This is a genomic window from Inhella sp., assembly GCF_041912635.1.
Taxonomy (GTDB): Bacteria; Pseudomonadota; Gammaproteobacteria; order Burkholderiales; family Burkholderiaceae_C; genus Inhella.
The window spans coordinates 92,061-113,179 of the sequence record NZ_JAYRMO010000011.1 but is presented as its reverse complement, the minus strand read 5'-3'; the positions used below and the strand labels follow the sequence as shown (position 1 = coordinate 113,179).

At 68.2% G+C, this 21,119-nt stretch carries 20 protein-coding genes; 9 read left to right on the top strand and 11 right to left on the bottom strand.

Annotated elements, in window-relative coordinates:
• Positions 1–30: 30 nt before the first annotated feature.
• Positions 31–954, top strand: a complete 924-nt coding sequence (locus ACE3QP_RS08740; RefSeq protein WP_374435255.1) for a LysR family transcriptional regulator — start codon at positions 31–33, stop codon at positions 952–954.
• Positions 955–963: 9 nt separating this feature from the next.
• Here the strand turns inward: ACE3QP_RS08740 and ACE3QP_RS08735 are convergent, their stop codons facing one another.
• Together ACE3QP_RS08735 and ACE3QP_RS08730 are read right to left on the bottom strand one after the other, a co-directional pair.
• Positions 964–1,665 (bottom strand): carbohydrate porin, encoded by a 702-nt coding sequence (locus ACE3QP_RS08735; protein ID WP_374435254.1) that lies wholly within the window; start codon positions 1,663–1,665, stop codon positions 964–966.
• Between the two features lie 57 nt (positions 1,666–1,722).
• Entirely contained in the window at positions 1,723–2,172 is a 450-nt protein-coding gene (locus tag ACE3QP_RS08730; RefSeq protein WP_374435252.1) for a hypothetical protein, read from the bottom strand.
• Between the two features lie 140 nt (positions 2,173–2,312).
• On the opposite strand from ACE3QP_RS08730, the gene ACE3QP_RS08725 reads away from it, so the two are divergent.
• Both ACE3QP_RS08725 and ACE3QP_RS08720 read left to right on the top strand, forming a co-directional pair.
• On the top strand, positions 2,313–3,305 hold the full coding sequence (locus tag ACE3QP_RS08725; RefSeq protein ID WP_374435250.1) for an acryloyl-CoA reductase: 993 nt from the start codon (positions 2,313–2,315) through the stop codon (positions 3,303–3,305).
• Between the two features lie 135 nt (positions 3,306–3,440).
• The gene (locus ACE3QP_RS08720) at positions 3,441–4,286 is read left to right on the top strand and encodes an alpha/beta fold hydrolase (protein WP_374435248.1); all 846 of its coding nucleotides are present in this window, start codon (positions 3,441–3,443) and stop codon (positions 4,284–4,286) included.
• A gap of 2 nt (positions 4,287–4,288) precedes the next feature.
• Here the strand turns inward: ACE3QP_RS08720 and ACE3QP_RS08715 are convergent, their stop codons facing one another.
• From ACE3QP_RS08715 to ACE3QP_RS08700, 4 genes are all read right to left on the bottom strand, one after another.
• Entirely contained in the window at positions 4,289–4,786 is a 498-nt protein-coding gene (locus tag ACE3QP_RS08715; protein WP_374435247.1) for a hypothetical protein, read from the bottom strand.
• 61 nt (positions 4,787–4,847) lie between these two features.
• Positions 4,848–5,246: a hypothetical protein gene (locus ACE3QP_RS08710; RefSeq protein ID WP_374435245.1), complete on the bottom strand. Its 399-nt coding sequence runs from the start codon at positions 5,244–5,246 to the stop codon at positions 4,848–4,850.
• A complete protein-coding gene (locus ACE3QP_RS08705) occupies positions 5,243–6,880 on the bottom strand; it encodes a calcium-binding protein (protein ID WP_374435243.1) in 1,638 nt (545 codons plus the stop codon). Before ACE3QP_RS08705 ends, ACE3QP_RS08710 begins: the two co-directional genes overlap by 4 nt.
• Positions 6,881–6,959: 79 nt before the next feature.
• Positions 6,960–7,628, bottom strand: a complete 669-nt coding sequence (locus ACE3QP_RS08700; RefSeq protein ID WP_374435240.1) for a TetR family transcriptional regulator C-terminal domain-containing protein — start codon at positions 7,626–7,628, stop codon at positions 6,960–6,962.
• A gap of 135 nt (positions 7,629–7,763) precedes the next feature.
• Between ACE3QP_RS08700 and ACE3QP_RS08695 the strand changes: the two genes are divergently transcribed.
• The 6 genes from ACE3QP_RS08695 to ACE3QP_RS08670 all read left to right on the top strand — a co-directional run bounded on the left by ACE3QP_RS08695 (position 7,764) and on the right by ACE3QP_RS08670 (position 15,632).
• Positions 7,764–9,128: an NAD(P)-dependent oxidoreductase gene (locus ACE3QP_RS08695; RefSeq protein ID WP_374435238.1), complete on the top strand. Its 1,365-nt coding sequence runs from the start codon at positions 7,764–7,766 to the stop codon at positions 9,126–9,128.
• A 1-nt stretch (position 9,129) separates the two neighbouring features.
• Complete coding sequence (gene preA / locus ACE3QP_RS08690) at positions 9,130–10,440, top strand: NAD-dependent dihydropyrimidine dehydrogenase subunit PreA (protein ID WP_374435236.1); 1,311 nt, start codon at positions 9,130–9,132, stop codon at positions 10,438–10,440.
• Between the two features lie 689 nt (positions 10,441–11,129).
• Positions 11,130–12,545 (top strand): NCS1 family nucleobase:cation symporter-1, encoded by a 1,416-nt coding sequence (locus tag ACE3QP_RS08685; RefSeq protein WP_374435234.1) that lies wholly within the window; start codon positions 11,130–11,132, stop codon positions 12,543–12,545.
• A 1-nt stretch (position 12,546) separates the two neighbouring features.
• Complete coding sequence (gene hydA / locus ACE3QP_RS08680) at positions 12,547–13,995, top strand: dihydropyrimidinase (RefSeq protein ID WP_374435232.1); 1,449 nt, start codon at positions 12,547–12,549, stop codon at positions 13,993–13,995.
• Positions 13,992–14,363 carry a bleomycin resistance protein gene (locus tag ACE3QP_RS08675; RefSeq protein WP_374435230.1) on the top strand — a complete coding sequence of 124 codons (372 nt, stop codon included), beginning with the start codon at positions 13,992–13,994 and terminating at the stop codon, positions 14,361–14,363. The genes hydA and ACE3QP_RS08675 overlap by 4 nt, the downstream gene beginning before the upstream one ends.
• A gap of 9 nt (positions 14,364–14,372) precedes the next feature.
• Positions 14,373–15,632 carry a Zn-dependent hydrolase gene (locus tag ACE3QP_RS08670; RefSeq protein ID WP_374435228.1) on the top strand — a complete coding sequence of 420 codons (1,260 nt, stop codon included), beginning with the start codon at positions 14,373–14,375 and terminating at the stop codon, positions 15,630–15,632.
• A gap of 26 nt (positions 15,633–15,658) precedes the next feature.
• Here ACE3QP_RS08670 and ACE3QP_RS08665 read toward each other — a convergent pair whose 3' ends face one another.
• The 5 genes from ACE3QP_RS08665 to ACE3QP_RS08645 form a co-directional block, all read right to left on the bottom strand.
• Entirely contained in the window at positions 15,659–17,023 is a 1,365-nt protein-coding gene (locus tag ACE3QP_RS08665; RefSeq protein WP_374435226.1) for an FAD-binding oxidoreductase, read from the bottom strand.
• Positions 17,013–17,240 (bottom strand): hypothetical protein, encoded by a 228-nt coding sequence (locus tag ACE3QP_RS08660; RefSeq protein ID WP_374435224.1) that lies wholly within the window; start codon positions 17,238–17,240, stop codon positions 17,013–17,015. Before ACE3QP_RS08660 ends, ACE3QP_RS08665 begins: the two co-directional genes overlap by 11 nt.
• A gap of 2 nt (positions 17,241–17,242) precedes the next feature.
• Entirely contained in the window at positions 17,243–18,133 is an 891-nt protein-coding gene (locus ACE3QP_RS08655; RefSeq protein ID WP_374435277.1) for a DUF1338 domain-containing protein, read from the bottom strand.
• A 139-nt stretch (positions 18,134–18,272) separates the two neighbouring features.
• Positions 18,273–19,799, bottom strand: a complete 1,527-nt coding sequence (locus ACE3QP_RS08650) for an aldehyde dehydrogenase family protein (protein WP_374435222.1) — start codon at positions 19,797–19,799, stop codon at positions 18,273–18,275.
• Between the two features lie 82 nt (positions 19,800–19,881).
• Entirely contained in the window at positions 19,882–20,976 is a 1,095-nt protein-coding gene (locus tag ACE3QP_RS08645) for a saccharopine dehydrogenase C-terminal domain-containing protein (RefSeq protein WP_374435275.1), read from the bottom strand.
• Positions 20,977–21,119: the final 143 nt, after the last annotated feature.

Genomic DNA, 21,119 nt, shown 5'->3' with positions numbered 1-21,119 from the left:
GTTGAAATATCCCAGCCCACTTGAAGAACCATGCAACCAAAAAGCAAGGCATTGATCGGCCAGCTGGGCGATGTGGACCTGCGCCTGCTGCGCGTGTTCAAGGCGGTGGCCGACTGCGGCGGCATGGCGGCGGCGGAGCTGGAGCTGAACATCGCCATCTCCACCATCAGCCGGCATGTGAAGGACCTGGAGCAGCGCCTGGGCCTGGTGCTGTGCCGGCGCGGGCGCGGCGGCTTTGCGCTCACGCCCGAGGGCCAGCAGCTGGTGCAGGCCGCTGAAGCGCTGCTGGCCGCCACCGATGAATTCCGAGGCCGCCTGCACGAGATCCATCAGCGCCTGGGCGGCGACCTGCATGTGGCGGTGTTCGAGAAAACCGCCAGCAACCCGGCCGCCCGCATCGCCGCGGCGGTGGCCGCCTTCCGCGCCAGCGCGCCGGATGTGATGCTGCACCTGCATGTGGGCTCGATCGTGGCGATCGAACGCGGCGTGATGGACGGCCAGTACCAGCTCGGCATCGTGCCCGAGCACAAGCGCAGCGACAGCCTGGCCTACGACGAGCTGTTCGACGAGACCATGCTGCTCTACGCCGCGCCCGGCCACCCCTGGTTCGAGCCCCTGCGGAAGGCGCCCGGCTGGGCCGAGCTGCGCCAGCAGGACTTGGCGGCGCTGGGCTACCACTCACCCAATCTGCTGCTGGCGCACGCCAAGCAGCTGCGCCGCAGCGCCAGCGCGTCCGACCAGGAGGCCGTGGCCACGCTGGTGCTCTCGGGCTGCTTCGTCGGCTTCCTGCCCGACCACTACGCCGCCCCCTTTGTGGCGGCCGGGCGCCTGCGGGCCGTCAACCCGCGCGTGCTGAAGTACGACTGTGTGTTTTCGGCGGTGCAGCGCCGCACCCCCGAGCCACCGCGCGCGGCCCAGGCCTTTCACCAGGCGCTGCTGGCGGCGCATCGCTGATACAGACTCCTACAGCGCCACGCGCAGCCGCAGGCCCATCACCCGACCGCGCGATCCGGCCTGCCCCCCGACGCCGCGCAGCCACTGCACATCCGGGCTCAGCTCCAGCTGCGGCAGCCACTGCCAGCGGTAGTACAGCTCGGCCAGTTGCTCGCTGCCGCGCGCCGCGGGGTCGGAAGCGACAGCGAAGCCCGCCGACGTGCGCAGCCGCGCCAGCGCCAGGCCGAGGCCATCCGCGCTGCGGCCCCAGGCGCCACCCTGCCATTCCAGGCCGGCCACCAAGGCGCGATCGAAGCGCACACGGCCCTGGGTCTGATAGCCCCAGCGCGCGAACAGGGCAAGGTGCGGCGTGAGCGCCTGGTCCAGCGAGAACCCCAGGCCGCGATGGCGGCGCTGCACGCCATCAAAGCCCTCCCCTCGGCCCTGCTGCCAGGCGTAGGCGCGCAGGCGGCCACGCAGCGGCAACAGGCTCAGCGGCTGCTCCAGCTGCACGATCAGCAGGGCCCGGCACAGCGCCGTGCGGCTGAACCAGCCCAGCGAAGCGCTGCGCCCCTGCACAGCTCCTTCCGCCCCGTCCGCTCCGTCCGCTCCGTCCGCTCCGTCCGCTTCGCCCGCCGCGCCCGCGGCGCGCCAGGTCAGCACCGCGCCCGGCGCAAAGCCGTAACGGTCGGCGCCGATGTCACCGCCCGAGTCGAGCAGGGGGTTGTGCACCAGGGCGTTGTTCAGGAACTGACGCGACTCGTCGTCAGCGAGGCGGTTGGCGTCGAACTAGGCAAACGGGTCGAGCTTGCCCAGGCTCAGGCTCCAGGCCGGCCTGGCCTCGGTCGGCGGCGTCGCCAGTTCCAGCCCGGCCTGGGCCAGGGTGGCATCGCGAGGGTCCTCTGCAACCTGGAAGGCCAGGCTATTGGGCGTGCTGCTGTAGCCCGGTCGCAGGGCCAGGCCCTCGCCCCGGCCCAGGCGCAGATGCCCGAAGGCCTGCACCTGCACCGGCCCCCAGCTGCCGGCCGGCGCGCGGGCCTGCAGATCCACGCGGCTGCTGAGCCGGGACTGCGCCGTGCCGCTGGCCGTCACGGCAGCGGGTGCCTGCTGCAGCAGGCTGCTCAGGCTGGCCTCGAATTCGACCGCCGCATCGGCCGCGGCCGCGGGCGCCGCCGCGGCCAGCGCCATGGCCCAGGCGAACGTCCCCCGGCGGGCGGAACACAAGAAGGAAGAAGTCATCGCACCCATCCGGCCAAGTCCAGGTTCTGAATGCTGGGCCCGTGCGATTCATTCGCATTTGCGCTGGATCACGCGCCGCGCGTGCGTGTGTCCGTGCGGCCACGGTAGGCTGCCAAGCTCTCCGCAGCACCGGCCCCGCCATGAACTCCTACCTCGCCTACCGCGCCCACCAGCAAGACGGCCGCGTCAGCAGCCGCCTCGAAACCCTTGAAGCGGCCCCGCTGGCCGCCGGCCAGCTGCGCGTGGCCGTGCAGTGGTCGGGCATCAACTACAAGGACGCGCTGGCCGCCACCGGGGCCGGCAAGATCATGAAGCGCTTCCCGCTGGTGGTGGGGATCGACCTCGCCGGCACGGTGATCGAGAGTGCCGACCCGCGCTTCGCCGTCGGCGCGGAAGTCATCGTGGTGGGCTGCGGCATCGGCGAGGAAAGCGATGGCGGCTTTGCCGAACAGGCCGTGGTGCAGGCCGACTGGGCGGTGCGCCCGCCCGCGGGCCTGAGCCTGCGCGAGGCCATGGCCATCGGCACCGCGGGCTTCACCGCCGCCATGGGCATCCAACGCCTGGAAGACAACGGCCTCACGCCCGCCAACGGCCCGGTGCTGGTGAACGGCGCCACCGGTGGCGTGGGCAGCCTGGGCCTGAACATGCTGGCCGGCGCGGGCTACCGCGTCACCGCGCTGACGGCCAAGGCCGCCGCCGCCGACTGGCTGCGCGCGCTCGGCGCCGCCGAGGTGATGCTTGCCAGCGATCTGCCCGAAAAAGTGCGCCCGCTGGAAAAGGCGCTGTGGGCCGGCGCTCTGGACAACCTGGGCGGCGCCACACTGGCCTGGCTGTGCGCCACCACGCAGCCGCTCGGTTCGATCGCCAGCATCGGCCTGGCCAGCAGCCACGAGCTGCACACCACGGTGATGCCCTTCATCCTGCGCGGCGTAAACCTGCTCGGCATCAACAGCACCTACTGCCCGGTGCCGCTGCGCGAGAAGGTGTGGGCGCGCCTGGGCAACGACCTGAAGCCAAAGGCGCTGAACCAAATTGCGAACCGCGAAGTGGGCCTGCGCGAGCTGCCCGAAGTTTTCGCGGACTACCTGCAAGGCCGCGTCACCGGCCGTACCCTGGTTCGCACAAGAACTTGACCCCCCCGAAGCGCCTTCGGCGCCTCCCCCCAAGGGGGCGCCACCAGCGGCCCGGCAGAGCCGGTTCCGCGGTGGCACTTGATCACGCCAGATTCATGCCCTGCATGAGCCCTACCCAAGCTGTGGAGAGTTGAGATGCTGCTGGAAATCGAACCGGGCGTGCGCCTGTTCGTCGACATCGAAGGCCCCGAGTGGGTGCCCGACGGCGCGCGCCTGCGCCAGAAGCCCACGCTGATCCTGGTGCATGGCGGGCCAGGTTTCGACCACACCGGCTTCAAGCCCTTCTTCTCGCAGCTGGCCGACCTGGCCCAGATCGTCTACTTCGACCAGCGCGGCCACGGCCGCTCGGACCCACGCCCGCCGCAAGAGTGGCTGCTCGACACCTTTGCCGACGACATCGTGCGCCTGTGCGCCAAGCTCGGCATCGAGAAACCCATCGTGCTGGGTCAGAGCTTCGGCGGTTTCGTCGCGCAGCGCTACCTGGCCCGGCACCCCCAGCACCCGGCCAAGGTGATACTTTCCAGCACCTCGCACCACCTCGGGCTGGAGCGCAAGGTCGCCTGGTTCGGCCGCTTCGGCGGGCCGGCGGCCGCCGAGTCCGCGCGCGCCTTCTGGACCCAGCCGAACGCCGAGACCTGGGCGGTCTACGAGCGCCTGTGCCGACCCCACTACAACACCACGCGCCAACCGGCCGAAGGGGCCGGGCGCATGGTGTTCAGGCCCGAGATCCTGTTCACCAGCGCCAGCGGCGAGCAGCAGACCATGAACCTGCGCCCCGGCCTAAAGAACGTGCAATGCCCGGTGTTGGTGATGGCCGGCGAGCAGGACCCGGTGACGCCGATCGATGACGGCGAGGAGATTGCCGCGGCGCTGCCGTCCGCTTCAACGCGCTTCGAGCGCTTCCCGGGTGTGGGGCATGGGGCGTGGCGGGATGACCCGGCAGGCGCGCTGCGCGCATTACGGGGTTTTATTTCTGCTTGAACTCAGGCAGTCAAAGAGTCACGTGCCGCTGAGTCCGTCAATTCAATAGCGGCTCCGGCGAGACGCCCTTGCCTGTCAATCCAGCCAAAGCGGTCACAGCTCGAGCCTCTGGATGCATGACGCTCAAAAATGATGAGCCGACCTTTGTGCATCTCGAAGAACTTTCGTGTGAGCCTAGCGACCACACCCGGACGCGAAGCGGCAATCATGCTCATCAGCACCTCCTCGCCCTCCGGACTCAACTCACTCGCAGTTGGGAACGCACGGTTCTTGATCGCCTTGGACGCCGCATCCGCACTCAACGTAGTCCATCCGCAGGCCCCAACGAGCTTTCCATCTGCGATCGCAACAAGCAGACGTCCGCTCTTGAGCCACTGATTCACAAACACTACGCGCTTCAACGGGACTTCCCCATACAGCTTGTCCCGAGCGAGCCACTGAACCAGGGTTCGGTAGTTTTCAGCGTTGTCTTGCAGACGAGCGAATGTCAATGCGGTCATCCAGCTTCCTCGTGAGTTCACATTTCGACTCATTCTGAAACGGGAGGGAGAGTAGGCTCGCCTAGGACAAGCCCCTCCACGCCTCCACCCCGTGCGGCGCCAGCGCCGTGATCCAGGGTGGGCAGTCCGGCGCGAAGGCGAAGCCGTAGCGGGGGCTGACGAGGAAGCCGGCGCGCTCGAAAATTTCCGTGTCGTGGGCGCGCACGAAGGCCTCCAGATGCGCGAACGGGATCGCCAGTGAACCCAGGTGCAGCACCCAGGCACGCACGGTCACTTCTTCGAGCCGGCCGCTGTCCTGGAAGCGCAGGATGCGTTCCTCGTAGTCGTACTCGTTCAGGCCCACGGCATTGCGGCGCTCGTGCTGGGGCCAGCCGAGTTGCTGCACCAGCTCGGGCGGCAGCAGGGCAAAGCTGAGCCCGTCCACCGCTTCGAAGGGGTCCAGGCGCATCGCTCGCGTCATGGGGCGGGCAGGAAATCCAGCCCGGTCTGGGCCAGCCCCACCAGATCGATGTTGGCGATGTTCAGTGCGGTGTCGGCGGCCAGCACGGCCAGGGCGCCGATGGAGGTGCCGCTGTTCAGCATCGCCACATAGGGCGCGGCCTGCTCGGCCGTGGGCGCGCTGCCCACCACGTTCGTCCACAGCAGGGCCACCACTTCGGCCGCGGCACTCTTGCCCGCGGCGGCCACGGCCAGCGCGCCCAGGGCCTCGTAGCCCATGCCCTCGTCCACCAGCTTCAGCCCGATGCCGGCGTACTGCGCATTGCCCACTGCGGCACGGCCGAACACGGCACCGAGCAGCTTGGCCACTTGGCCGGCGCCGGCGTCCAGGTCGAGTGCCAGCGCGCGGCCACTGAAGTGCAGGCGTTCGATATGGCGCAGGCTGTCGCTGCCGGCGGCATCGGGCTTTTCCAGCGCAAAGGGGTACTCACCGATGCCGACGCGCAGGGTGTAGGCGCTGCGGGCCAGCGGGTAGTCCACGCGGTCCAGCCCCAGGCCGCCGAGCAGCACGTCGTCGCCCGCGGTGGAGAAGAAGCGGTCATTGCCATCGGCACCGTCGAGCAGGTTGTTGGCGCTGCTGCCGGTCAGGGTGTCGCCGAAAACCGAACCGACCACGCCCTCGATGTTGAGCAGGGTGTCGTTGCCCAGCCCGCCACTGGCGGTGCCGGCGCTCAGATTGACGACCACAGCGCCGGCGGCGCTGTAGTAGGCCACGCTGTCGGCGCCGTCCTTGCCGTCGATGAAGTCGTCGCCGCCGTTGCCTTCCAGGCGGTCGTTGCCGGCACCGCCGGTGATGTGGTCGTTGCCCTCGCCGCCCAGGAAGGCCACGCCCTGGTCGTGGCCCACGAAGGTGTCGGCAAAGGGGGTGCCGAACAGCAGCTCGAAGTTGCTGAAGCGGTCGCTGCCGGCGCCGCCCGTGGCCGTGCCGGCACGCATGTCGATCTGTACCCCGGCAGTGGCCTCGCCGAAGTAGAGGTAGTCGTAGCCGGGGCCGCCGTCCAGGGTGTCGTTGCCCAGGCCGCTGTAGGCGGCGTCATCGCCCTCGCCGGCATTGACGATGTCGTTGCCGCCGCCGGTGCGCAGGCTGTCGTTGCCGGCGCCGCCTTCAATGCGCTCGGAAAGCGCCGTGCCCGTCAGCTCGTCGTTGCCAGTCGTGCCCTGCAGCACGGGCAGAGGCAGGCTGGCCGTGCTGCCGACGAAGTTGCGTGGCGAGGCAGTCGCGGCCGCGCCGTTGCGGTCCAGCGACTGCTCGCCATTGGCCGGGAACCGGCCATAAGTGACCTCATCGGCACCCCCGAAATTCAGCCGTCCGCCGCTGAGGAACAGAAAGCCATCGGGCACGATGAAATCCGGTACCACCAGGCCCAGGTTCGCAAAACCCTGAGTGGCCACCAGCACCGTGGTGTTGGCGGTGTTGCTGCTGGGCAGATTGCTGGGAAAGGTGAAGCTGCGGCTCTCGGCACCCGCGAGGCTCTGCAGGCGCACCCCCGACCACTGCGATTCGCCGTTGGCGTTGCCCACACTGAGTTCGATGAACTGCACCGTGCCGCTGGGGTTGGAGTAGATCTCCGTGATGCGGTAGAGGTGAAAGCTCATGCTGCGCGCCTTGGTTCAGTGCCTGGAGCGGGCCAGGGTAAGGCGGGCGGCGTGCCGGATCAAGCCGGCACAAACTTCGTCACACGGGCTTGAGTTGGCCCAGCACCATGTCGGTGATCAGTTGTTGCGCGGTGGCGTAATCGCGCGGCTCCAGCGCGGGCTTGCCAAGCAGCAGGGCGAACTGCGGCGCCAGGTCGGCATAGGCCTGGGTGCAGGCCCAGATCAGGAACATCAGGTGCGTGAAGTCCACGCGCCGGATCAGCCCAGCCTGGGCCCAGCGCTCGAACTGGCGCAGATCGGCCTGCAGTTGCGGCTGCACCTGCTCAGCCAAGCGCGAGGCATAGAGCGGCGCGCCGGCCATCACCTCGCGCGTGAACACGGCCGAGCCGCTGGGCCGTTCGTGCGAGAAGCGCAGCTTGGCGGCGACGTACTCGGCGATCGCCGTGGCGGGGTCGTCATGCTGGGCGATGCGCGCCATGCCGGCCAGCCAGGAGTCCATCACATCGTCCAGCACCGCCAGGTAGAGCTGCTCCTTGCTGGGGTAGTAATAAAGCAGGTTCTGCTTGCTCAGGCCCAGTTCGCTGGCGATAGCCTCGATGGCCACCCCCTCCAGGCCGTAGCGCCCGAACAGGCGTTCGGCCGCGTGCAGGATCTGCTCCTGCTTGGCCAGGCGTGCGGCGCGCGGGGCGCGGGGCTCGGGCGAAGCGACTTCGGACACAGGCTTGGCGTGCGGCATCAGGACGGACATGGGGCGCGATTGTGGTGGCCCGCTGTGACAGCCACTGCAGCGCGCCATGCGGGCCAGAGCGGAGCGGGTTTGTACGGTCGCAGTATTTTTACCAAACGGTAAAGATCCGCGCATTCACGTTGTCCAGGAGAGGTCATGTCCGCCCCCGAGCTTCCCGCCGCACCCGCCTCGCGCGCCTGCGGCCTGCAGGCTGGTCGTCTGAGCGAGGCCGCCTACGCGCGCCACTTCGCCGATGCGCACCCGGACCTGACCCCGATGCAGGCGCAGGTCGAAGCCGAGCGTTGCCTGTACTGCTACGACGCCCCTTGCCAGACCGCCTGCCCCACGGGCATCGACGTGCCGCAGTTCATCGCCCGCATCGCCCAGGGCAATCTGCGCGGCGCGGCCAAGACGATTCTGGAGGCCAACCCGCTGGGCGGGATGTGCGCGCGCGTTTGCCCCACCGAGATGCTGTGCGAGCAGGCCTGCGTGCGCAATACCAGTGAGGACCAGCCGGTGGAGATCGGCGCGCTGCAGCGCCATGCCACCGATGCCCTGTTCGCCAAGCCTGGCGCGCCGCTGTTCACACGCGCACCGGCCACTGGCAAGACCATCGCCGTGGTGGGCTCCGGCCCGGCCGGTCTGGCCTGCGCGCATGGCCTGGCACGCCAGGGCCATGATGTGGTGATCTACGAGGCGCGCGCCAAGGGCGGCGGCCTGAACGAATACGGCCTGGCCACCTACAAGACGGCCGGCGGCTTTGCCCAGCAGGAGCTGGACTGGTTGCTCTCGATCGGCGGCATCGAGTTGCGCTGCGGCCAGCAGCTGGGGCGCGAGTTCACACTCGACGCACTGCTTGAAGCGCATGACGCGGTCTTCCTCGGCATGGGCCTGGCCGGCGTCAATGCCCTGGGTCTGAACGAGCCCGAACTGACCGGCCTGCGCGACGCGGTGGACTTCATCGCCGAGCTGCGCCAGTCGAACCCCAAGGACGTGGCGGTGGGCCGGCGCGTGGTCGTCATCGGCGGCGGCATGACGGCCGTGGACGCTGCGGTGCAGAGCAAGCTGCTGGGCGCCGAGGAAGTCACCATCGTTTACCGCCGCGGCGCGGAATCGATGTCGGCGTCTGAGGTGGAGCAGCGCTGGGCGTTGCAGCACGGCGTGACGATCCGCCACTGGGCGGCACCGAAGGCGGTCTTGGCCGAGAGCGGCGCCGTCACCGGCATGCGCTTCGCCTACACCGCGCTGGAGGGCGGCAAGCTGGTGGAGACCGGCGAGCACTTCGAGTTGGCCGCCGACATGGTGCTGCGCGCAATTGGTCAGACGCTCGAAGGCGCACCCGCTGGCATTGCCCTGCGGGGCGGTCGCATCCAGACCGATGAGGTGGGCCGCACCAGCCGGGCCAAGGTCTGGGCCGGCGGCGACTGCCGCTTCGGCGGCCGCGACCTCACCGTGGAAGCGGTCGAGCATGGCAAGCAGGCCGCGCTCTCCATCCACGCCGAACTGACCCAGGGAGCCTGAGATGGCGGACATCAGCAGCAATTTCCTCGGCATCAAGAGCCCCAATCCCTTCTGGCTGGCCAGCGCCCCGCCCACCGACAAGGAGGTCAACGTGGTGCGCGCCTTCGAGGCGGGCTGGGGCGGCGTGGTGTGGAAGACCCTGGGCGAGGACCCACCGGTGGTCAACGTCAACGGCCCGCGCTATTCCACGCTCTTGGGAACGGACCGGCGCGTCATCGGCCTGAACAACATCGAGCTGATCAGCGACCGCCCGCTGCAGGTCAATCTGGACGAGATCCGCCGCGTCAAGCGCGCCTGGCCGGACCGGGCCATGGTGGTCTCGCTGATGGTGCCGCTCGACGAAGGCGCCTGGAAGCGCATCCTGCGCCAGGTGGAGGACACCGGCGCCGACGGCGTGGAGCTGAACTTCGGCTGCCCGCATGGCATGAGCGAGCGCGGCATGGGCTCGGCCGTGGGTCAGGTGCCCGAGTACATCGAGCGCATTGCCGGCTGGTGCAAGACGCATACGAAACTGCCGGTGATCGTCAAGCTCACGCCCAACATCACCGACGTGCGCTACCCGGCGCGCGCGGCCAAGGCGGGGGGCGCCGATGCAGTGAGCCTCATCAACACCATCAACTCGGTGATGGGCGTGGACCTGGAACGCATGGTGATGACGCCCGCCACCGATGGCTGGGGCTCCCATGGCGGCTACTGCGGCCCGGCGGTCAAACCGATTGCGCTGAACATGGTGGCCGAGATTGCCCGCGACGCCGCCACTGCGGGGATGCCGATCTCGGGCATCGGTGGCATCACCACCTGGCGCGACGCCGCCGAGTTCATCGCCATGGGGGCTAGCACCGTGCAGGTCTGCACCGCTGCGATGGTCTACGGCTTCAAGATCGTGCAGGACCTGTGCGACGGGCTTTCCAACTTCATGGACGAGCAGGGCTACAAGACGCTCGACGACTTCAAGGGTCGTGCGGTGCCGAGCGTGAAGAACTGGAACCAGCTCAATCTGAACTACGTCGAGAAGGCGGTCATCAACCAGGATTCCTGCATCCAGTGCGGGCGCTGCCACATCGTCTGCGAGGACACCTCGCACCAGGCCATCTTTGCGCAGAAGGATGGCAAGCGGCACTTCGAGGTCAACGAGGCCGAGTGCGTGGGCTGCAATCTGTGCGTCTCGATCTGCCCGGTGCCCAACACCATCACGATGCGGCGCGTGGCGCCGGGTGAGGTGGATCAGCGCACGGGTCAGCCGGTACCGGCCGAGTACGCGAACTGGACGACCCACGCGAATAACCCGATGAGAAGCGGCTGCGGATCGTGATGAACTGAGGTCATTCCAGGTCAGGCAGGGAGGGGTCGATGGATCGGTACAGCCCGCAGGGGCTTCACCCCTGCACCCGACCCCCTTTTCTTTGTTTCGCCAAAGAAAAGGGGGGAAAAGAAAGGCGACCCCGATGCCTGCGCCCCTCGCCTGCGGCGAGGGGTTCCCTGCGGTGCGCGAAGAGCGGGCCCAGGCGCAAAACTCACTGCGTTCGCTTTGCTCACTCCGTTCAAACAGTTGCGCCAAGTCAGTTCACGAGGCGCGCTGCGCGCGCGGGCCCACTCTTCTGTGCTCCTCGGCTTGGCATAGGGGGAACTCCAAACAGCCAACAGCCGAATACCGAACAGCCCGGACTTCAACCAGCTCGCAGCTTCCAGGCTGTTGGCTGTTTGGCTGTTCGGGCTGCTGCCCCTATGCGCTGCCGAGAAGCGCAGCTTGGCTGGGCAGCGCGCGCCAGCGCGCGTTCCCTTCTGACTCGGCCCAACTGTCTGAACGGAGTGAGCAAAGCGAACGCAGTGAGTTTTGGGCCGGCCCAGGCAAGCGAGCATCGCAGGGAACCCCTTGGCGCAGCCAAGGGGCTGCGCATCGGGGCCGTGTTCTTTGCTTCCTTTCTTGCACGAGCAAGAAAGGGAGTCGCCTGCCGGGGCGAAATCCCGGCGGGGTCTTTCTAACCGCCAGGACCAGCATTGATGAACAAAGCGACGAACGACCTCGCCAACGAGGACCTCCTCCCGACCACGCCCGCCCAACGCCACTGGTCCGCCAAGGACTACGCCGCGCTCTGGGTCGGCATGGTCATCTGCGTGCCCACCTACACCATGGCCAGCTCGATGCTGGACCAGGGCTTCAGCTGGCAGCAGGCGATCTGGCTGGTGTTCATCGCCAACTGCATCGTGCTGGCACCCATGCTCCTGATCGGGCACGCGGGTGCCAAGTACGGCATCCCCTTCCCCGTCCTGGCCAGAGCCTCCTTCGGCGTCAAGGGGGCCAACCTGCCCGCCGTGCTGCGCGGCCTGGTGGCCTGCGGCTGGTTCTCGATCAATTGCTACTTCGGCGGCCTGGCCCTGCAAGGGCTGCTCAACACCCTGGGAATGGGGCTCGCGGGCCCGGCAGCAGGCGACACGATCTCGACCTCGCAGTTCGCCTGCTTCATGGCTTTCTGGGCACTGCACCTGGTGTTCATCTGGCGCGGGCTGGAATCCGTGCGCCTGCTGGAGGTGGTGGCCGCGCCGCTGATGATCCTGGCCTCGATCGGCCTCGTCATCTGGGCCTTCATGAACGTCTCGCCCGCACAGATCTTCAGCCTGCCGGCCAAGGTGGTGGAGGGCGGGCCCAAGACCTGGGCAGCTCTCACCGGTCTGGTCGGCTTCTGGGCCACGCTGGCGCTGAACATCCCCGACTTCACGCGCTTCGCCAAGAGCCAGCGCGAGCAGATCACCGGCCAGGCCATCGGCCTGCCGCTGCCGATGGCACTGTTCTCGCTGGTCGGCGTCATCGGCTTCTCGGTCAGCCAGATCCTCTACGGCAAGGCCCAGCTCTTCCCCGATGGCCTGCTGACCCAGATGGGCCCCTTGGCCGCGGGCATCGGCCTGGTGGTGATCCTGCTGGCGAACCTGACAACGAACGTCGCCGCCAACCTCGTCTCGCCCAGCTACGACTTCTCGCAGCTGGCGCCGGACAAGATCAGCTTCCGCATGGGCGGTCTGATCGCCGCCGGCATCGGCCTGCTCTTCATGCCCTGGAAGCTGCTGGCCACCTCGGGCGGCTATCTGTTCACCTGGCTGGGTGGCTACGGCACCCTGCTCGGCGCCATCGCCGGCATCTTGCTGGTGGACTACTACCTGGTGCGCAAGGCGCAGCTGAAGGTCGACGACCTGTACCGCCGCGGTGGCGCGTTCGAGTATTCGAACGGCTGGAACTGGAAAGCCGTGATCGCCTTCGCGCTCGGCGTGCTGCCCTGCCTGCCGGGCTATCTGGCGGTGTCGGGCGTGATCGCCAAAGACAGCATTCCGCCCCTGCTGCTCGGCCTGTTCGACTTCGGCTGGTTCTTCAGCCTGGCCGTCGCCGGCCTGGTGTATTTCTTGACCGCGAAGCGGGAGAACTGAGATGAGTAGTTTGTTGATCCGTGGCGCCACCGTCGTCAACGCCGACCGCGAGTTCGCCGCCGATGTGCTCTGTGTCGACGGCCAGATCGCCGCCGTGGGCGAACGCGCCACGCGCGAGGCGCCTGCGGGCACGCAGACGCTCGACGGCAGCGGCCAGTACCTGATGCCCGGCGGCATCGACCCGCACACGCACATGCAGCTGCCCTTCATGGGCACGGTGACGATGGACGACTTCTTCACCGGCACGGCAGCGGGGCTGGCGGGGGGCACCACGTCGATCATCGATTTCGTCATCCCCAACCCGCAGCAGCCGCTGATGGAGGCCTACCGCACCTGGCGTGGCTGGGCCGAGAAGAGCGCGGCCGACTATGGCTTCCATGTGGCCGTGACCTGGTGGGACGAATCGGTGAGCCGCGACATGGGCACGCTCGTCACCGAAGAAGGCGTGAACAGCTTCAAGCACTTCATGGCCTACAAGAACGCCATCATGTGCGACGACGAAACGCTGGTGAACAGCTTCCGCCGCGCACTCGAATTGGGCGCCATGCCGACTGTGCACGCCGAGAACGGCGAACTGGTCTACCTGCTGCAGCAGGAGGTGGCCAAGATGGGCATCACCGGGCCTGAGGGTCACCCCTTGAGCCGGCCACCGATGGTGGAGGGCGAAGCCGCCAACCGCGCCATCGCCATCGCCGACGTGCTGGGCGTGCCGATCTACATCGTGCACGTCTCCTGCATCGAAGCCGCCGAGGCCATCGCACGCGCCCGTGCGCGCGGCCAGCGTGTCTATGGCGAGGTGCTGGCCGGACATCTGCTGATCGACGACTCGGTGTACCGCGACAAGGACTTCGCGCGCGCCGCCGCACACGTGATGAGCCCGCCTTTCCGGCCCAAGATCCACCAGGACTTCCTGTGGCGCGGCCTGCAGGCCGGCCAGCTGCACACCACCGCCACCGACCACTGCACCTTCTGCGCGCAGCAAAAGGCCGCCGGCATCGACCATTTCGCCAAGATCCCGAACGGCTGCGGCGGCATCGAGGAGCGCCTGGCGGTGATCTGGGACGCCGGCGTCAACACCGGCCGCCTGACGCCGAGCGAATTCGTCGCCATCACCAGCGCCAACACCGCCAAGCTCTTCAACCTCTACCCGAGGAAGGGCGTCATCACCGAGGGTGCCGATGCCGACCTGGTGCTGTGGGATCCGGCCGGGACGAAAACGATCTCGGCCAAGACCCAGCACAGCAAGGGCGACTTCAACATCTTCGAGGGCCGCACCGTCAAGGGCATCCCCAGCCACACTGTCAGCCAGGGCCGGGTGGTCTTTGCAAACGGCGACTTGCGCGCTGAGGCCGGCCAGGGCCGCTACCTGAAGCGCCCCGCCTTCGGGCCCAACTTCCAGGCCGTGGCCAAGCGCAGCCAAGAGCTGGCGCCCAGCGCCGTTCAGCGATGAGCCCGCCCAAGCAAACCGTCGTGCCGCAGCTGCGCATGACGAACGCGGCGCGCAGCCGCGCCTTCTACGTGGACCAGCTCGGTTTCAGCGTCGACTGGGAGCACCAGTTCGAACCCGGCCTGCCGCTGTTCCTGCAGATCACCCGCGCCGGCCAGACCCTGTTCCTGACCGGGCACGCCGGCGACTGCGAGGTCGGCGGCGCGGTGTACTTCTGGGTACCCGACGTGGATCATTGCTACACCGCCTTCACCGCCCGCGGCGTGCAGCCCGTCAAGCCGATTGGCGACACCGACTACGGCGTGCGCGAGTTCCTGATCCACGACCCCGACGGCAACCGCCTGCGCTTCGGCACCCTGCTTTCCGACTAGGAGTACCCCATGGACACCGCCACCACCCCGCGCGTCGACACCCTGCGCATCAACGGCCAGCGCCTGTGGGACTCGCTGATGGAGTTGGCCCAGATCGGCGCCACCCCCAAGGGCGGCGTCTGCCGCCTCACACTCACCGATCTCGACAAGCAGGGCCGCGACCTGGTGCTGGGCTGGGCGCGCGCGGCCGGCATGACGGTCACCATCGACCAGATCGGCAACGCCTTCATGCGCCGCCCCGGCCGCAACAACAGCCTGCCGCCCATCATGACCGGCAGCCATATCGACACCCAGCCCACCGGCGGCAAGTTCGACGGCAACTATGGCGTGCTCGCCGGCATCGAGGTGGTGCGCACGCTGAACGACCACGGCATCGAGACCGAGGCGCCGATCGAGGTCGCGTTCTGGACCAACGAGGAAGGCTCGCGCTTCGTGCCCGTGATGATGGGCTCGGGCGTGTTCGCCAAGGCCTTCACGCTCGAACACGCCTACGCCGCCACCGACACCGAGGGCAAGACGGTCAAGGGCGAGCTGGAGCGCATCGGCTACATCGGCTCCGAGGTGCCCGGCCAGCACCCGATCGGCGCCTACTTCGAGACCCATATCGAGCAAGGCCCGGTGCTCGAGGACCACGGCAAGACCATCGGCGTCGTCACTGGCGTGCTCGGCATCCGCTGGTACGACTGCGTGGTCACTGGCATGGAGGCCCACGCCGGCCCGACCCCGATGGCGCTGCGCAAGGACGCGCTGCAGGTGGCCACGAAGCTGATGCAGGAAGTGGTGGCCTGCGCGCACCGCCACCCACCGCATGGCCGCGGCACGGTCGGCATGATCCATGTGCACCCGAACAGCCGCAACGTCATCCCCGGCCGCGTGAAGTTCAGCATCGACCTGCGCAATGCCAGCGATGCGCTGTGCGAGGCGATGGACGCCGACATCCGCAGCGTGGCCGCGCGCCTGTCGGCGGAGACCGGCTTGGCCATCCAGATCGAGCAGGTTTCCAACTACCCCGCCCAACCCTTCCACCCGGACTGCATCGCCGCCGTGCAGCGTGCGGCCGACCAACTCGGCTACAGCAACATGCCCGCGGTCTCGGGCGCCGGGCACGACGCCGTCTACATGGCCAGGCTCGCTCCGGCCGGGATGATCTTCATCCCTTGCAAGGACGGCATCAGCCACAACGAGATCGAGGACGCCAAGCCGGAGCACATCACGGCGGGGTGCAACGTGCTGCTGCACGCGATGTTGGAGAGAGCGGGCGCTGTTTGATTTGGGCTCTCACCCATCAGCGCAAGTCACCCGAACCTGAACTGCCCCAACAAGCCCTGCGGGTTCATCAGGCCCGCCACCGCCGCCGACAGCTGCTTCACGCCAACGTCGGTATGGACGTCATACGTGGACTGCAGCAAGGGCCCCAGCCCGTGCTCGGCGCTGAACGAGCCCCCATGCGCCATCACCAGCGCATAGATGCCGGCGCGCAGCCGCGCGCCCTCCTCGGCCGACAAGGCGGCCGCGGCCTTGGGCCAGACCAGGTTGAAGTGCTGGCCACCATCGCCCAGGTGGCCGAAGTCGCACACCTTGGCCGGTGCGAAGTGTTCGGCCAGCCAGGCGGTGGCCTGCTCGCGGAAGGCCCACACGGCGCGGCGCGGCAGGCTGATGTCGAAACCGATCACCGCGCCCTGCTCGCGCAGGCCCTCGCTCACCGCATGGCGCAGGCCCCAGAGGCCTTCGTCGTTGTCGAGCGCGGCGTCCACCACCTCGCCTGATTCAAAGGCTGCTTCCAGCGCCGTGTGCAGCAGCTCGCGCAGGTTCAGTTGCGAGGCGGGCAGCTCGGACGAGAGCTCGACCAACAGGCTGTAAGGCGGCAGCTCGGCCGCAAACGGCGAAGCCCCGCCCTGCACATGGATGGCCGCCTCCAGCGCGTTCGCGCTCAGGCCCTCGAAGGCCGAAACCAGCACGCCGAACTCGCTCATCCAGCGCTGGTAGAGCGGCCACACAGCCTCCAGTGAGGCCGGTGCCACCAGGGCCACAGCGGATTGCTTGGGCAGGGGTGCCAGCCGCAGCGTGGCCTCGGTGATCAGCCCCAGGCCGCCCGAGGAGCCGATGAAGAGCTGCTGCAGGGCCAGGGCCGAGTTGTCCTTGGCCAGGCCATGGCCCAGGCGCACCAGCCGACCATCGGCCAGCGCCACTTCCAGGCCCAGGGTGTTGGCGCGCACATCGCCGTAACGCAGCATGCGCGTGCCGCCGGTGTTGTGCGCCAGCATGCCGCCGATGCTCGGGTCGGCCGACAGGTCAATCGGGAACTGCAGGCCGTGCTCGGCCAGACGCTGATTGACCTCGCTGAGCTTGAAGCCACTGGAGACCCGCAAGGTGCGGTCCAGCGGGTCCAGCTCGAAGACCTCGCGCAGGCGCTCGGTGCTGAGCAGCACCTGGCCCTGTGGCGTGGCGGCCTTGACCAGGCCGGTGTGAGCACCCTGCAGCACCAGCGCCACGCCGTGCTCGCCAGCGAGACGCAGCAGCTCGGCTGCCTGCGCGGCGCTGCCGGGCTTCAAAAGCGCCGATGCACTGCCGGCGCCGTAGCGGGCGCCGCTCAGATAGCGCGGCTCGAGCTCGATGCTGGCCGCCGCGCCGGCGCCGGCAAGAAGGGCCTCAAGCGTCACGCGGGGCGCCCTTGGCTTCGCGGCGACGCCGCCAGGCGGCGGCCAGTGCGGCCGTGACCCCGGAACTGGCCAACAGCAGCGGCGTGAGGGCGCGCGCCTGCTCACGGGGCAGCACTTGCAGCCAGTCCATGAGGCCATTGCACACCCACACCACGAGCAAGACCGTGCTGATGGCGGCGAAGGCCGCCGCCACCCAGAAAAGACCCTTGATCGACATACTCAACTCAGAATTTCCAGTGCCTCATGCGTCGTCATCTTGAAGATGGCGGTTGCATTGCCGGCGTCGAAGGCCAGGTCCAGGCGGCCACATTGCAGGCGCTCGCGCTGGATGAACTCGTAGAAGCTGCCGGGCACATGGCGGGTCACCCAGTCGCCGTCCTCGTCCAGGAACTCGCGCTCCACCTGCGCCGCCTTGAAGGCGGTCTGCATCACGCGGCCGCTCTTGCTGACCTCGATCGCGTCCTTGATCGAGCGGCCGAGCTTCTTCTGCTGCGCACTCAAAGCCTCAAGATCCTCGACACGGTCGGTGGCATGGTTGAAGGCATTGCCCTCGGTGCTGATCCAGGCCATCTCGGCGGATTCGGCCAGCAGGGTCTCGTAGTCGGCCAAGGCGAAACCGCCGTGCTGGCGGCCGAAGCAGGCCACCACCTTGGGCATCAGGGCCAGGGCATCGGCCCAGGGCAGCGAGCCGTCGCGGCCCAGGCGCTCCAGGCGGCCGATGTCCTGCGGGCCCAGCGGGTCCACGGAATCGGCCAGCACACGGGTGACCGCTGCCTGGAACTCGACGCTGAACTGCTCGGGGTGCAGCTCGGAGACGAAGAACTGGGCGATGGTTTCCGGGAAGTCGGTGTGGGCCCAAGCGCGGCCGGTCATCTTCAGGCGCGGCAGCGGGTAGGTGTCGGCCACGGCGAAACCCAGCGGGCGCAGCACGCGGCTGATGGCCGCCTCGCCCGGCGGAAGCGCGCCGCTGGGCCAGGCCACGGTGCGCAGGGCGCCGTGGTCGAAGGTGATCTTGGCGCCCGATGCCATGACGTCCTGCACATAGTCGTGGCCCTCGGGCACGCGCTCGTGCAGGTCATAGAACAGCACCATGTTCAGGGCCTGAGCCATCTCGGCGCGGCTGACGGCCGCCGAGATGGGCTTGAGGATGCGCGGGTCGATCTCCAGCTGGGTGAAGAGCGCGTCGGCCGCCGAGGCGCCGAGCATGCCCTTGACCAGGCGGTAGATGCCGGTCTCGGCAGGGCGCAGGTCAAACATCGAACTTCACCCCCTGGGCCAGCGGCAGGCTGTTGCTGTAGTTCACCGTGTTCGTGACACGGCGCATGTACTGGCGCCAGGCGTCCGAACCCGACTCGCGGCCGCCGCCGGTTTCCTTCTCGCCACCGAAGGCGCCACCGATCTCGGCGCCCGAGGTACCGATGTTGACGTTGGCGATGCCGCAGTCGCTGCCGGCGGCCGACATGAAGGCCTCGGCCTCGCGGATGTCGGTGGTGAAGATGGCGCTGGACAGGCCTTGGGGCACACCGTTCTGCAGGGCGATGGCCTCATCCAGCTTCTCGTACTTCAGCACGTAGAGGATGGGCGCGAAAGTCTCGTGGCAGACGACCTCGGTCTGGGCCGGCATGGTCACCAGGGCCGGGGCGGCGTAGTAGGCCTCGGGCAGCTCGGCGGCCAGGGCGCGCTCACCGCCGCGCACCGTGCCGCCCTGGGCCTTGGCCTGCGCCAGGGCGGACTGCATGGCATCAAAGGCCAGCTTGTCCACCAGCGGGCCGACCAGGGTGCCGTCGGCCAGCGGGTTGCCGATCTTCAGCTGCACGCGCACCTTTTCCAGGCGCTCGACCAGCTGGTCGTGCACCGAGGCGTGGGCGATGACGCGGCGGGTGGTGGTGCAGCGCTGGCCGGCAGTGCCCCAGGCACCGAAGGCGATGGCGCGCACGGCCAGGTCCAGGTCGGCCTTGTCGCTGACGATCAGCGCGTTGTTGCCGCCCAGCTCCAGCAGGCAGCGGCCGAAGCGCGCGGCCACCTTCGGGCCGACGATGCGGCCCATGCGGGTCGAACCGGTGGCGCTGATCAGCGGCACGCGGGTGTCGTTCACCAGCGCCTCACCGACGGCGGCACCGCCGTTCAGCAGCAGGCTCAGGCCTTCGGGCGCCACATGGCCATCGGCCTTGTAGGCCGCCACGGCCTTCTCGAACAGGGCTTGCGTGGCCAGGGCCGTCAGCGGGGTCTTCTCGCTCGGCTTCCAGATGCAGGTGTCACCGGCCACCAGGGCCAGGGCCGAGTTCCAGGCCCACACGGCCACCGGGAAGTTGAAGGCCGAGATGATGCCCACGACGCCCAGCGGCAGCCACTGTTCCATCATGCGGTGGCCGGGGCGCTCGCTGGCGATGGTCAGGCCATGCAGCTGGCGGCTCAGGCCGACTGCGAAGTCGCAGATGTCGATCATTTCCTGCACTTCGCCCAGGCCTTCGGAGGCGATCTTGCCGGCCTCAAGCGACACCAGCGCGGCCAGATCGGTCTTGTGGGCGCGCAGCACCTCGCCGAACTTGCGCACCAGCTCGCCACGCTTCGGCGCGGGGATCACGCGCCACTCCAGGAAGGCGGCGTGGGCCTTGCCGATGGCAGCCTGCATGTCGGCGGCCGTGCTCTCGACGACCTTGCCGGTGACGGCGCCGTCAACCGGCGAACGCGCGGTCAGGGTGCCTTCGGTGTACAGGCTCTTGGCCACGCCCATGCGGGCCAGCAGGTCGTGGGCTTGGGTGGAAATGTTGGTCATTGGTAACTCCTGGAAGCGGAAGCGCCGCCGCGCTGAATCAAACAGGGCGGCGGCGCGTAGAGGTCAGCGCAGTGGGGCTAATTTAGGCGATCGACTGCACGTTGCGTTGCTGCTCGTAGGCCTTGCCGAAGCGGTTGGCCAGGAAGTCGGGCAGCGCCACGTCTTCCTGACGCACGAAGCCCTTCTGCGGCAGCTTGCCTTCGCGGAACAGGTCCACGGCCGTGCAGATGCCGGCGGCGGTGGTGATCTGGATGGCCGACAGCGGGGCCTTCACATCGCGGTCGGCAAAGATCTTGCGGGCGAACACTTCTTGCAGCAGCTGGCCGTTCTTCATGCCGCTGACGGTCACGAACACCAGCACCACGTCCTGCATGGTGGCGGGCATGCTCTTGCGCATGATGTCCTTGAGCTTCTCCTGGTCGCCGGCCAGGGCCAGGTCTTCCAGCAGGAACTTCATCAGGTCGCGGTGGCCGGGGTAGCGCACGGTCTTGTAGTCGAGGTTCTTGACCTTGCCGGCCCAGGTCTCGCACAGGGTGCCCAGGCCGCCCGAGGTGTTGAAGGCTTCGTACTCGGTGCCGTCCAGGCTGAAGTGCTCCAGGCCTTCCAGGGGCAGGGCCTGGATGAACTCGCCGCCGTGGATGGCTTCGCAGGGGTGGCAGTACTCGTTGATCAGGCCGTCGACCGACCAGGTCAGGTTGTACTTGAGCTTGTTGGTGGGGAAGGCCGGCAGCGCGCCGACGCGCATCTGCACATCACGCACTTCGTCGAACTGCTTGGCCAGGTGGTGGGCCACGATGCCGATGAAGCCCGGAGCCAGGCCGCACTGGGGCATGAAGGCGGTTTTGGCCGTCTTGGCCATTTCCATGATGGCCTTGGTGGCGGCCACGTCTTCGGTCAGGTCGAAGTAGTGGCAGCCGCACTCGAGCGCGGCTTCGGCGGCGGTGATGGCCAGGTGGTAGGGCAGCGCGTTGACGACGGCGTCATTGCCACGCACGCCGGCCATCAGGGCGGCCTTGTTCTCGCTGTCGACTTCCTTGGTGGCGATGCCCTCGGCAGCCAGCACGGCCAGGTACTTGGGGCTCTTGTCCATCACGGTGACCTGGTAGTCGCCGGTGGCGTGCAGCAGGCGGGCAATGGTCTGGCCGATGTGACCGGCGCCGAGCAGGGCAATCTTCATCATGGGGAGTCTCCAAGAGGGTTGTTGGGGGCTGCGGCAGCACCGCAGCGATGGGCGTGACTGTAGAAATGGCGCGCGACGAAAGAAAGCGTGAGTTCGTCGGAAAATCTGCAGCCAACGACGTTTCGTCATCGAATTCCGTC